This window comes from Sphingobacterium sp. G1-14, from assembly GCF_002196555.1.
Taxonomy (GTDB): domain Bacteria; phylum Bacteroidota; class Bacteroidia; order Sphingobacteriales; family Sphingobacteriaceae; genus Sphingobacterium; species Sphingobacterium siyangense.
In genome coordinates this window covers 811658-824964 of the sequence record NZ_CP021381.1, presented here as the reverse complement: position 1 = coordinate 824964, position 13307 = coordinate 811658, and the positions used below count along the sequence as shown (strand labels likewise).

At 40.0% G+C, this 13307-nt stretch carries 11 protein-coding genes; 5 read left to right on the top strand and 6 right to left on the bottom strand.

Annotated elements, in window-relative coordinates; all coding sequences use genetic code 11:
• Positions 1-165 precede the first annotated feature (165 nt).
• A complete protein-coding gene (locus CBM24_RS03540) occupies positions 166-618 on the top strand; it encodes a methionine-R-sulfoxide reductase (protein ID WP_232475788.1) in 453 nt (150 codons plus the stop codon).
• On the opposite strand, the gene CBM24_RS03535 is transcribed toward CBM24_RS03540, so the two are convergent.
• Positions 608-1618, bottom strand: coding sequence for a LacI family DNA-binding transcriptional regulator (locus tag CBM24_RS03535; RefSeq protein ID WP_075991038.1), 1011 nt, complete (start codon positions 1616-1618; stop codon positions 608-610). The two genes, CBM24_RS03540 and CBM24_RS03535, sit on opposite strands and share 11 nt — an antisense overlap.
• A gap of 147 nt (positions 1619-1765) precedes the next feature.
• Here CBM24_RS03535 and CBM24_RS03530 point away from each other — a divergent pair, with 147 nt between their 5' ends.
• Together CBM24_RS03530 and CBM24_RS03525 are read left to right on the top strand one after the other, a co-directional pair.
• Positions 1766-4048: a GH92 family glycosyl hydrolase gene (locus tag CBM24_RS03530; RefSeq protein ID WP_088160224.1), complete on the top strand. Its 2283-nt coding sequence runs from the start codon at positions 1766-1768 to the stop codon at positions 4046-4048.
• A gap of 77 nt (positions 4049-4125) precedes the next feature.
• Positions 4126-4452 (top strand): DUF493 domain-containing protein, encoded by a 327-nt coding sequence (locus CBM24_RS03525; RefSeq protein ID WP_088160223.1) that lies wholly within the window; start codon positions 4126-4128, stop codon positions 4450-4452.
• A gap of 145 nt (positions 4453-4597) precedes the next feature.
• Here CBM24_RS03525 and CBM24_RS03520 read toward each other — a convergent pair whose 3' ends face one another.
• The 3 genes from CBM24_RS03520 to pnp all read right to left on the bottom strand — a co-directional run bounded on the left by CBM24_RS03520 (position 4598) and on the right by pnp (position 9462).
• Positions 4598-6265 (bottom strand): IPT/TIG domain-containing protein, encoded by a 1668-nt coding sequence (locus CBM24_RS03520; protein ID WP_088160222.1) that lies wholly within the window; start codon positions 6263-6265, stop codon positions 4598-4600.
• Positions 6266-6282: 17 nt separating this feature from the next.
• Entirely contained in the window at positions 6283-7032 is a 750-nt protein-coding gene (locus CBM24_RS03515) for a hypothetical protein (RefSeq protein WP_088160221.1), read from the bottom strand.
• 243 nt (positions 7033-7275) lie between these two features.
• Positions 7276-9462, bottom strand: a complete 2187-nt coding sequence (gene pnp / locus CBM24_RS03510) for a polyribonucleotide nucleotidyltransferase (protein WP_088160220.1) — start codon at positions 9460-9462, stop codon at positions 7276-7278.
• A gap of 412 nt (positions 9463-9874) precedes the next feature.
• On the opposite strand from pnp, the gene CBM24_RS03505 reads away from it, so the two are divergent.
• Positions 9875-10252, top strand: coding sequence for a hypothetical protein (locus CBM24_RS03505; RefSeq protein ID WP_075993755.1), 378 nt, complete (start codon positions 9875-9877; stop codon positions 10250-10252).
• Positions 10249-11229, top strand: coding sequence for an IS3 family transposase (locus CBM24_RS03500; protein ID WP_157698357.1), 981 nt, complete (start codon positions 10249-10251; stop codon positions 11227-11229). The genes CBM24_RS03505 and CBM24_RS03500 overlap by 4 nt, the downstream gene beginning before the upstream one ends.
• Positions 11230-11625: 396 nt before the next feature.
• Here the strand turns inward: CBM24_RS03500 and rpsO are convergent, their stop codons facing one another.
• The gene (rpsO, locus tag CBM24_RS03495) at positions 11626-11904 is read right to left on the bottom strand and encodes a 30S ribosomal protein S15 (protein WP_046674145.1); all 279 of its coding nucleotides are present in this window, start codon (positions 11902-11904) and stop codon (positions 11626-11628) included.
• A gap of 104 nt (positions 11905-12008) precedes the next feature.
• Entirely contained in the window at positions 12009-13220 is a 1212-nt protein-coding gene (locus CBM24_RS03490) for an acyltransferase family protein (protein ID WP_075991034.1), read from the bottom strand.
• Between the last annotated feature and the right edge of the window lie 87 nt (positions 13221-13307).

Sequence of the window (13307 nt, the reverse complement as noted above, 5' to 3'; positions counted from 1 at the left end):
TTTAAAATACTCAAAATAGCGGATCGCAGAAGACACAAAAAGTTTTTTTTCATCCTAATTTCCGTACCTTTATAAGACGAATGGAAAACTTTATCAAGACGAATGGAGATCTGGTCAGGGTCAAGTCCCAAGCTAACAATAAAAAAATCTGGATGATGTCTTTATATAGGAGGAATAGCTCATCCCTGTTGGGTAGTTCCTAGTAAAGCCAGCTTCAAGACTAAACACACGACAATCATGGAAACTAACAAAGAATACAACCCCTTAAGTAAAGAAGAGGAATACATTATTATACATAAGGGAACTGAACGGCCTTTTACCGGTGAACTTTTAGACAATAAGCTCAAAGGAACTTATATCTGCCGCCGTTGTGACAGCCCACTATACCGTTCGGAGTCAAAATTTGAATCAGGCTGTGGCTGGCCAAGTTTTGATGATGAAATTCCCGGGGCAATTACAAGGATCACCGATGCCGATGGTCGCCGCACTGAAATCCTGTGTAGTAAATGTGGCGCGCATTTAGGCCATGTATTCCTCGGAGAAGGCTTTACGACAAAAAACACGCGTCACTGCGTTAATTCTATTTCAATGAAATTTGTGGCCGATACTACGAAGTAACTTTCACTTTAGTCGACTCACGAACTTTCAGTTCACAAGGCAACACCATTCTACGTGTTGCTTTTATTTTACCCTGAAGACGAAGCAACAAAATATTGATCAGATTCTCAGCAATATCCTTGATCGGCTGCGAAACAACCGTAATAGCAGGTTCGACCAGCTTAAAAACCGTATGGTCGTCAAAAGCAATCACCGCCGGCATCGTAAAATTAAATTTTTTGGAAGCCTTCAAACCCGAAATCGCCAGATAGTTTGTGGAGAACAAAACAGCATCTAGCCTATTTTCACAGATAAACTCCCGCAATAGTTCCATTGCTTCTTCATCCGAAGCATCCATCTGAATCTTTTGAATAAAACTTTGTTGCTTATTATTATCCATAGCCTTCATATAGCCATCTGAACGCTCTTTCATTTGAGTCTGATCCGAATAGAGCGATACAAACCCGATACGTCTATAACCCTGTTGACACAAATGGTTACTGGCATCAAAGGCTCCCTGAAAATTGTCCGCACCAACATAGTCTGTTTCAAGACCCGGAAAATAACGGTCGAAGAGCACAACCGGAATATTATTTTGCTGCAACTGCTTTACTGTATCTTCCAAACCATCGGAAGGTGTAATAATAAAACCATCAACCTGCCGATCGTAAAACATCTGGATTAACTCCTTCGCCTTTTCTACATCATTGTTGGTGCTACAATAAATAATACGGTAGCCCTGCTCATAGACCTTACTTTCGATCAGACGTGCTATATTCCCAAAAAAAGGATTGGAAATATCTTCGATAATCAAACCTAGAATCTTCGTCTTCCCTGTGCGGAGACTTTTTGCCAATTCGTTGGGCTTATAGCCAACCTTTTTGACATAGTCCAGAACCCGCTTAGTCAAAGCCTCACTAATACGCTTTTCTTTTGCCTTATCATTCAAAATAAAGGACACAGTAGTTACAGAAATCCCCAACGCCTTTGCGATATCACTGATCAGAATACGTTTCTTCATGTAGTAGTAGTAGGTTTGTTAAGTTTTTTATTACGAAGCTTACTAAAGTAAAAAATTTAACGACAATTTACTAAAATAATAATAAAATTGCGCTAAAAGGTTTTATTTACTAATTTTAAGCAGTTTTCAAATACCCGAACAAAACCTATGACAGGAAATAAACTACTCAAAACAGTGTTGGGCACAATAATTTTGCCATTTTGCGCGCAAGCCCAGCAAAATCTTACACAATATGTCAACCCCTTTATTGGGTCAGCGGATCATGGTCACGTCTTTGTTGGTGCAAATGTACCTTTAGGTGCTGTACAATTAGGGCCTACCCAAATTCCACAAATTTGGGACAAGTTCAACGGATGGGATTGGTGCAGTGGATACAATTACAAAAGCCAGGAAATTTTGGGTTTTACCCATACCCACCTGAGCGGAACAGGTATCGGTGACCTCAACGACCTCATGATCGTTCCAGCCAACGGAAAATTACAATTAACGCCAGCGGAATTCAATAAAATGAATACAGGTTATGGCTCTTCCTTCAAAAAGGAAAATGAGGTTGCCAAACCCGGATTCTATAGCGCTTATTTAGATGACTATCAGGTACAGGCCAATTTGACGGCAACCGAACGTGTAGGTTATCATCAATATCGCTATGAAAAAACAGACAATGCACATATTTTGGTCGACTTAGGTTACCATATCAATTGGGATAAACCGACAGACACCTACATCAAACAGGTTAACGACTCGACCTTTGTTGGTTACCGCTTTTCAACAGGATGGGCAACTGACCAAAAATTGTATTTTGCGATCAGAACTTCCCAGCCGATACAAAAAGTAAGATTTTTCGACGGTAAAGAAGAAAAATTGGGACAGACCACATTCCAAGGCAAAGCAATCAAAGCAGCTTTATTCTTTGATGCCGTTAAAAACAAGACCATCGAACTCAAAGTTGGCATTTCACCAGTAAGCTCGACCAATGCCCTGAATAATATCAATGCAGAGATCCCGGGCTGGAATTTTGAAAAAGTAAAACAAGAAGCCGATCAGCGTTGGAACAAAACCTTAAATAAGATTCAATTTGAAGCCGACAAAGATACGAAGACAATCTTCTATACGGCATTATACCATACCTACTTCGCTCCTACCATCTTTAACGATGCAAATGGCGATTATTTAGGAACTGACAAACAAGTATACGAGAAACAGGATTTTGTCAACCATACGGTATTTTCGCTTTGGGACACTTACCGCGGACTTCACCCGTTGATGACCATCCTAGAAGACCGTAAAATCAACCAGGACTTTATCAAAACCATGTTGGCTATCTATCAACAGCAAGGTAAATTGCCAATGTGGCACTTACAAGGTAATGAAACCAACACCATGGTGGGTCTACCTGCGATTCCAGTCATTGCGGATGCCTTCTTGAAAGGGATCATTGACGAGAAAGATTATCCGTTGGTTTGGGAAGCTGTTAAGACCACGGCCATGGGCAACGATCATGGCCTGAAATATGCACGTGAACTGACTTACATTCCGATCGACAGCATGCCAAATGAATCTGTAGCATGGGCATTAGAATATGCGATTGCTGACTTTGGTGCTTATAAAATTGCCGAAAAATTAGGTAAAACAGAAGACGCGGCCTATTTCAAAAAACGCTACAAACTATATGAGCAGTATTTTGACAAAGAAGTAGGTCATTTCGTCGGTAAAAAAGCCAATGGCGAGTTCCGCAGACCTTTCGACCCATTGATGGCCAAACACCGCGAGAATGACTATTGCGAAGGAAATGCATGGCAATATACCTGGTTAGTACCTCAAGATGTCAAAGGTCTGATCAATCTTTTCGGTGGTGAAGATAAATTTTTGAAAAAACTGGATTATTTTACGACCATGTCATCGGATCTTGGCGGTGAAGCCTCTCCAGATATTTCAGGACTAATCGGCCAATATGCGCAAGGTAACGAACCAAATCATCATATCCCTTATTTATATGCTTATGCTGGACAACCTTGGAAAGGTGCAGCCTTAGTCCGTAAAGCGATGACGGAGTTTTACACAAACAGTCCAGCTGGTCTATGTGGAAATGATGACGTCGGACAAATGAGCGCATGGTATGTGTTCTCAGCAATGGGCTTCTATCCACTGAATGCAATGAGTGGTGTTTATGTCTTCGGATCCCCGATGATGCAACATGCGAACATCAATTTACCAAATGGCAAAACTTTAGCTATCGATGTTAAAAATCAAGGTAAAGCAAATCAATACATTAAATCGATCAAATTGAATGGTAAACCTTATGCTAAGTCGTTCATTACACATGCACAGCTTTTAGAAGGTGGACAGATGGAAATCGAGATGAGTGCTACGCCAAACAAAAACTTTGGTAAAAACAAAGCCGATTGGCCTTCAAGCATTGACAATAATTAACTGAAATATTGTCAGTAAAACATTACTGGATTAATATTTGTTAATACCTTAATAACATATTTAAGGAGAAACAAAACATGGCAGATTACAAAAACATCAATATACAAGATATCCCTGACGGAGGTGGTAATCCAAAAGACTTCTATGAAACTTTTAAAGAGCGCTTAGAAGATTTAGAAACATTTCCAAAGGACTATACGTATAAATTTATCTTACCAAAAGATCAGGACCACTTCAATCAGATCCAAAGCGTATTTGATGACACAGGTGCTCAGTTTGATTTTAAGGATTCCAAAACAGGTAAGTATACTTCAATTACGGTAAACTTGAACGTAAAAGACGCCGATCAGGTAATCTACTTCTACAAAGAAGTGGCGAAGATAAAAGGTGTTATCATGTTATAAAAAACAAAGAAGGCTGTCGAATTGACAGCCTTCTTTGTTTAATCTTTGTATTAATAGCGTACCCACTACTACCTCATTACAATCATATCAGGGCAATAACCAGGAGGTAAGACCTATACGCCGGTTAAGCTCTTATAAAATCTCATTATTTGTCCAACAGGGTAAAATTATCTTTATGCGAGACAGATTGTCCGCCCGTAACAACAGTTAATTTCATCGCTCCTGGAGATACGTTTGACGGAACTGTTACGGAGATTGTATTTGACGTCACACTATTAGGAGCAACCGCTATAGAGCCAAATTTCACAGCCGTATCATAGTTTGGAGCAAATCCAGATCCTTTAATTGTCAGGATTGCGCCCGGAACAGCAGACGTCGGACTAAAGGATGTGAAAGAAGGACCTGTAACGTCGAAATCCCCCGGAACGGTCACCTTGTTATTCGGAAATTCAATCATAATCTTAACTTTACCCTCACTCATCCCATAAGGAACTGTCACCTGCAAATTCGTGGGAGAAGTTGCCGTTCCATTAGTTTGCACAGAACCGAAATATACGTTATACCAACTTCCGGTCATGAAACTTCCTGTAATATTGATTTGCTGCAATGAGCTTCCCGATTTTGGAGAAAAATTCGTTGCTGTATAGCCTAATATTTTCAGCTTTTTTGGTGAAAGTACTTCATGCGGTCCCACCTTTAAATAAAGGGAATAATCTCCTGCTTCGATATTAGTTGGAACATTATAATAAAATTGACCAGCATCGTAAATATAAACATCCTGATAGCTACCAGATCCTAGTTTAATCCGTGGGCGGCCTTCACTATAATCATTGCTATTCGGATAGTTTGTACCTTTCACCAAAATTGCCTCTCCCGGAAACACCGAGGCCGGAGACAAGTCACTGATCACAGGCGCTGTGACTGTAAAAGTTCCTAATACTTTTTTCTTACCATTGACCGTTACTGCCAAATCAGAGTTTTCCTTTACTGTAAAAGGAACATTGACTCCCCCATCATTATAGGCTATTGCAGCTTGTTGTCCCCCTAATTCGATTAATGGAGTTGAATTATAATAATAAGAATCAGGCAAGTTATCTCCTGTAAAGTTTATTTTGGTTCCCACTGGACCAGATTTTGGCATAAAATCCTTATAATTGCCCAGTATCTGAAACGAACTATTATTGGTCGTTGTTGTCCCAATACTAATATTAACATTCACGTAATTACCGTGACGTGTAGATATGCCTGTTGGTACTTCAACAGTAATTTCAGTCTTAGTTACAGACAGTACTTTTGCCTTGACATTCTCAAATACAACAGCTGTATTCGATACCGTTGCGTCAAAAAAATCGCCCGCAATTTTAATGATATCTCCAGACATGGCCATATTTGGCGTTATGTTCCCTACGGATGGAACCGGAAGATTAACATTCAGCAAGGCACCAAAGACAGTTCCCCTTGAATCTTTCAGATAGGTTCTTACCCATATACCATTGTTATAAGAATTTGCAAACAAATTGTCAACGACAATGTCTTTGCTAAATTCCCCGGTCCGGATATCTTTACCGAGTGAAACTTTGATTCCTTTCGTTTCACTGATTTCCGGAGAATTGTTGTAGACAAATCCATAATCTTCAACTTTTTCACTGCCCAGCTTTGAGATATTCCCTACAACTTTAAAGGAAGCAGGAGAATTGGCGACAACAGAAATCGTTTGAATGGCGGGAGGTGTAAAATCTTCCTTTTTGCAGGAAAAAAAGAAGCTCAACAAAACAAATAAAGCAATCTGGCGTGTTTTAAATTTTAGTGTCATTTTTTATAAACTTTATCCTAGAATGCATATCCAACCCTAACACCATTGACAAGGGAGCTCTTGAAAGTTTTGGTCTTATTTTCAGAGATATAAGATCCGTAACCTGGATCTGTTCCCGTAATTGTAAATTCAGGTTTCTTATATTTGGTACTTAAATAACCTAAGTTGAATTCATAGCCCACAAATAAACCTTTAGAAACATAAAAATCAAATCCAGCAACCGCATAAGCGCCAAATCTCGTATAGCCATTAGGAACAAGCTGTAAAGACGAATAATAACCATTGTTTGTCTGCTGATAGACCACTTCCATCCAGGCATGCTTAATATCCATGGTATAAGCAGTAGTGGTAAGCTCCTGTTTAGTTTTTTTCGTACCATAACTTAGATCAAAGCCAATGTAAGGAGACAACCTTCTGCTTCCTTTAAAGTGCTTTTCAAAACCAAGATTAACATCTACACCAGTTGCTTTTCTATTATTTGTATTAAAGTAACTATTTGTGCCATAAGGGCTGCCATAACTTGCTGCAGAATCAATAACGTTGATACCGATCCCCAACCGAAGAGCCAAATCATCTTTTAGGAAATATCTTCCTTTGATTTGATTCAATGAATTATTTAAACTCAAATTGCCTTTGAATGGATTAAAATTCAACTCTGTTACAAAACTACCTTTTTTAGATCTCAGACTTTCCTGTTCAGATGAAGTTTGTGCAAATACAGCACTAACAGCTCCTAGCATTAGAGCTGTTGAAAAAATTCTTTTCATAAAATATATTAGACTAATGGGATAAATATAAACACTTCCGTGAAAACGCAACGAGTTTATGAGCAAATTAAGTTAATTAACCATTTACAAGTCTTCTAGTCAGCATATTAATTTTACAATTAGCAATTTGGAGTCATTGACTTTACATCGAAATTTTTCTCCAAAAAGATAGATAGTGGATTTAATTTCCATAAAAAAAGCCCGCTTAAAGCGGGCTTTTCATATCATTTGAAAGGAATAAACTTATTCTTGTCCAGCACCAGCTACAGGAGCTTCACCGGCAGGTTTATCCTGCTTTGGTTTGTCTTCTTTCGGAGGACGAGGCAATAACGCTTTACGCGAAAGCTTCATTTTACCTTGTTTGTCGATATCCAACAATTTAACCGTTACTTTATCACCTTCTTTGAAGATACCGTCCATTGTTTCAAGACGTTTCCAGTCGATTTCAGAGATGTGCAATAAACCATCTTTACCAGGCATGATTTCAACGAAAGCACCGAATGGCATAATTGATTTCACTTTACCTTCGTAAGTTTCACCAATCTCTGGTTTAGAAGCGATTGCTTTAATACGACCTACTGCATCATCGATAGCGGCTTTATTATCTGCGAATACTTGAACAACACCCTTGTTATCAACTTCTTCGATCGAAATTGTAGCACCGGTCTCACGTTGCATCTCTTGGATAATTTTACCACCTGGTCCGATTACAGCGCCAATAAATTCTTTATCGATCAACAATTGAACGATACGAGGTGCATGTGGTTTGTAATCTTCACGTGGAGCAGAAATTGTTTTCTTCATTTCACCTAAGATGTGTAAACGCGCTTCTTTTGCTTGATCCAAAGCTTGCGTCAACACTTCCCATTTCAAACCATTGATTTTTAAGTCCATTTGACAAGCAACGATACCTTTTTCTGTACCAGTTACTTTAAAGTCCATATCACCTAAATGATCTTCATCACCTAAGATATCCGATAAGATCGCATACTTACCTGTTTTCTCATCAGAAATCAATCCCATGGCAATACCTGAAACTGGCGCTTTCAATTTCACACCGGCATCCAAAAGTGCTAATGTACCAGCACATACCGTAGCCATTGAAGAAGATCCATTTGATTCCAGGATATCAGAAACAACACGGATCGTATATGGATTTTCACTGTCTGCAGGAAGTACCTGTTTCAATGAACGCATAGCCAAGTTACCGTGACCAACTTCACGACGGCCAGGACCTCTATTAGGTCTTACCTCACCTGTAGAGAATGCAGGGAAGTTGTAGTGAAGAATAAATTTGTTATAACCGTTGATAAAAGCACCATCGATCATTTGCTCATCGTCTTTAGCACCTAAAGTAACCGATGTCAATGATTGTGTTTCACCACGTGTAAATACAGCCGAACCGTGTGCAGCAGGCAAGTAATCCACTTCAGACCAGATCGGACGTACAGTACGTACATCACGGCCATCTAAACGCATACCTTCATCCAAAACCAGGTTACGGACAGCATCATACTGAACATCGTGGAAATATTTTTTAAATAAGAATGCGGTATCATCATCCAATTCCTCTGGCATTGTTGCTCTGTACTCTTCCGCGATTTTTGCGAAGTTCTCAGAACGGTCATGTTTCGCAGAAGCAGATTTTGCAATAGCATAAACCTTATCGTAAGTAGCTGCAAAAATAGCATCTCTCAATTCAAGGTTTTCAGGCTCATGGTTATACTCACGCTTCACAGTTTTACCAACTAAGTTAGCCAGCTCCACTTGAGCAGCAACTTGTTTTTTGATAGCTTCATGAGCAAAAGCAATTGCTTCTACCATTTCAGCTTCAGAAATCTCTTTCGCTTCACCTTCAACCATACCGATATCTTGTGCAGAACCAGCAACAATAAACTCTAAAGTTGCATTTTCAAGCTCAGACAATTTTGGGTTGATGACCAACTGACCGTCAATTTTCGCAACACGAACTTCAGAAATCGGTCCATTGAAAGGAATATCAGAAACAGCAATAGCTGCAGAAGCAGCCAAGCCCGCTAAAGCATCAGGCATAATATCTTTATCTGCAGAGATCAAGCTGATTGCAACTTGTGTATCTGCGTGATAATTTTCAGGGAACAAAGGACGTAATGCACGATCTACCAAACGTGAGATCAATACCTCATAATCTGACAATCTAGCCTCACGACGTAAGAAACCACCTGGAATACGGCCAGTTGCCGCATATTTTTCTTGATAATCTACAGAAAGGGGTAAAAAATCAACGCCAGATTTCGCGTCTTTAGCTGAAACAACTGTTGCAAGCAACATCGTATCACCTTGTTTTAATACTACAGCCCCATCAGCCTGTTTTGCCAATTTACCTGTAGACAATTCGATCTGGGTGCCATTACCCATATCGATGGTCGTTTTAATTTCGTTGTAATTCATTTAATCTTGTTTGCGACATGCTTTTCATCTTGTTGGCAGCATGCCAATATTTTAAATACATTAGATTTCAGCACAAAGGTAAATTAAAATATTAAGATTAGTGCAATTAACAGCAGGCTAAATCATCAAACCATCGGAATACGGCAGCAACCGCCTTAATCTGTCAAGCAATGAATCGATTGAAGTCTTCTCAAGTTCTCTTATTTCTCGAAAAAGGCTTCCAAAGGCTTATCAATTATAACGAGGAATCTAGCCTGTCGCGTAGTATAAAACAATATAAGACAAGTATAAAACATGGTGTCCATTCCTGAAAAGGGTTTACAAAAACCGAATATTAAAATCTTAAATTTAATATGTCCATTCCTGAAAAAGGTTTACAAAAACCGAATATTAAAATCTTAAATTTAATATTATGAAAAAGCGTATGACAAAACGTAAATCAGGGGGACAGCAAGTTTACAGTGATAGCTTCAAGATCCTCGTTTCCAGAGAATACCTTGCCGGCAAGCTGAGTTATTCGCAACTTGCCCAGAAGTACAATCTTCCGGGGGAAGCCACTCCGCGGTATTTTATGAAATGGTACCAGCAGTGGGAAAACAATCTGGAGCTGGAAGTTTCCCAGACTGTTGAGCCAGAAGACACTGGGGTGAAAAATGAGCAGGATCTCAGGGATGAACTCTTCCAGGCGAACCTCAAAATTACTGCCCTGGAGATGTTGATCAAAAAAGCGGAGGAGCTCCATGGGGCTGATTTTGTAAAAAAGTCTGGGGCCAAATCGTCCAAGAAATGAAGTCGTGTTACCAGAATGTTTCGGTCTCCAGACTTTGTGGACTATTTGGCAGAACAAGGCAATCCTACTATAAATATATGGGCAGAGAACAGGAATACTCCGTTCGCAGCGGGCTTGTGCTGGCGCGGGTACGTGAAATTCGGAAGGACTCCCATCGCATGGGTACCCTTAAACTCCGCAGCATATTGGTCAAAGAAATGGGTAGTGCGATGGTTGGACTGGGAAGGGACGCTTTCTTCAGACTGTTGCGCGAAAATGACCTTTTGGTCAAATGCAAACGCAGGTATGCCATCACCACCCAGTCCGACCACCGTTTCAAAAAGTGGCCCGACCTTGTGCAGCGCAGGCAGGCCCTGCGTCCCGAGCAGATATGGGTAAGTGACATCACCTACATCCGCATCCGGGACAAATGGATCTACCTGTGCCTGGTCACAGATGCCTATTCCCGAAAGATCGTGGGCTACAAACTTACGCACAGGCCAACAGCACAGGCCTGTATATCAGCGCTCAGGATGGCAATATCACATAGAATGTATCCACAGAGCGATCTGACCCACCACTCCGATCGCGGCATCCAGTATTGCAGTACAAATTATGTCACTATATTGCAGGAAAATAGGATTACAATAAGCATGACACAATCCGGAAGCCCGTACGACAATGCCGTGGCAGAAAGGCTAAATGGCATCCTAAAAAGCGAATATCGCATGGCTGAGACCTTTCCAGACTACAAAACGGCACTTGCACAGCTGGTCAAGGCAGTCAATATATACAATCATTTTAGGCCACATATGTCCTGCAATATGATGTCTCCCCAGCAGGCACATCAGCAATTGCAGAACCAAAAAGTTCCCAAAATGTTTCAAAGACGTAACGCTGAGTCAAAAAAGTTCCGCAGCAAAACTAGGGAAACTGTGGTTAGGGAAAGGACAACCGATAACAGTCAGAAAACGGACAATGACAACCAAATCCAGTAGAAAAAATAGGATGTAAAATCTATATAGTAATCTGTTCGGTAAATGTAAACCTATTTCAGTATAAGACATGGCTATCATTTTCGGAGATTCCTCGGTGCTTCTTCGGTACTTGTTCGGAGCTTGTTCGGTACTTCTTCGGTTGGAAGCGAAGAAACAACGAACAAGCTCCGAGGAAAAAGCGATTAAATAGCAATTAAATAGTGAAACCGAAGTAAGAGACAAGTAGGCCAATCCCGTCCGCTAACCTAAGGAAGTCCTGAACAACGACAAAAGCCATGACGAACAAAAAAAGACCATACTGACGCGAAAAATCCTATAACAATTCGGGCACGATAAGCACAACAAAAAAAGCCATCCAAAAATTGGATGGCTTTCTTAACACCTTTGTATTAAAGCTTATTTGATAATATCACGTAAACCTAGACCTTTAATGATCGCACGGTAACGGTTGATATCTTTTTTGTAAAGATAAGCTAATAATGAACGACGTTTACCTACTAACATTTGTAGGGCACGTTGTGTACCGAAATCTTTTCTGTTTTTTTTCAAGTGCTCAGTTAAGTGAGCGATTCTCTTAGTGAATAAAGCAACTTGACCTTCAGTAGATCCTGTGTTTGTAGCTGATCCAGCAAATTCTGCGAAGATATCAGCTTTGTACTCTTTACTTAAATACATTTCCTGAATAATATTAAAGCGTTAAAAATTTTATTAATTGGCTGCAAAGATAGCAAAAATCTTCGGTTGCCAAAATAATTTAATAAGCAAAGGTTCAGCCACTATTAAACCTTTACGTAGATCTTCTTCTTGTCCAACCAATAGCAGATTACCCACATCAACGTTAAGAAACATAGCGAATAAACAAAAGAACCAACTTCAGGTATCCCAGGCACTTTCGCGCAAATATATTTATAAAACCAGACAAAAGCGTCGAGGTATTTTTGTGTACCATCCTCTTTTACGCCATCAGGAATACGGAACAATCCCAAAAAGCGTGGTAGAATACCGCTCAGTACAAAGATGAATAACGGATTTTTACCAAAAACATCAAAAAACTGTGTCAATTTATTTTTGACACCCTGCACTTCAATAAACCAGATCATACCACCGAGTGTCATGGTTGCCAAACCTGTTGTATAGAGCACATAGGAACTCGTCCATATTTTTTTATTGATCGGAAAACCCAAGGCCCATATCCAAGCCAATACGACCAAAATAAATCCGGTCACAAACATTCCCGCCAGCAATTTAAAATGAGGCTCACTTGAGGCCGGCACTTTCGTCCACAGCCAATCCACCTGACCTTGCTTTTTAATAAATACACCAACTAAATAGCCAAAGACAACCTGAACAATTGTCGGCAAGGTACTCATCAGCCCTTCAGGATCAAATGGCACCCCCTCCCCTTTGTAAACATGCGGTAAACCTAGGATTGCTATATCATACTTTGTACCGAACCAGCCCTCCAAGCTATAGGGATCTGCTCCTCCGGCTATTGCACAGATTGCCCAATATAACAACAGTATGATTGCCGAGATCCAGATAATCGTTTTTTCTTTAAAATAATAAGCTAAAATCGAAGCAAAACAATAAGCAACTGCGATGCGTTGGAGTACACCGAAAATCCGGATTCCCCGGCTCGGATCCGTTCCGTCCACCCATTGTTTAAAAACCAGCTCCGCACCATCCCATTTCACAAAAGGCCACCAATTGATGAAAAGTCCAATCGCAAAAATCAAGATCGTCCGTTTAATTACTTTTTGCCAAAATACTGCAGGTCCAGCCTCCTGTAAACGAGGTATAACAAAAGACATGGCATTACCTACTGCGAAAAGAAAAAAAGGAAAAACCAGGTCTGTAGGTGAACATCCATGCCATTCTGCATGTTTTAGCGGTGCAAACATATGAGCCCATGTACCCGGATTATTAACCATAATCATCAGTGCCACAGTAGCTCCACGAAATACATCCAAGGAGTAATAGCGTTGTTTCATAATCAGATTGTATAATTAAAAGGTAAATATAACGTATTTACCCTTCATTTTTATGCGCAATCCACAATTTAATGGCATAAACAGGAA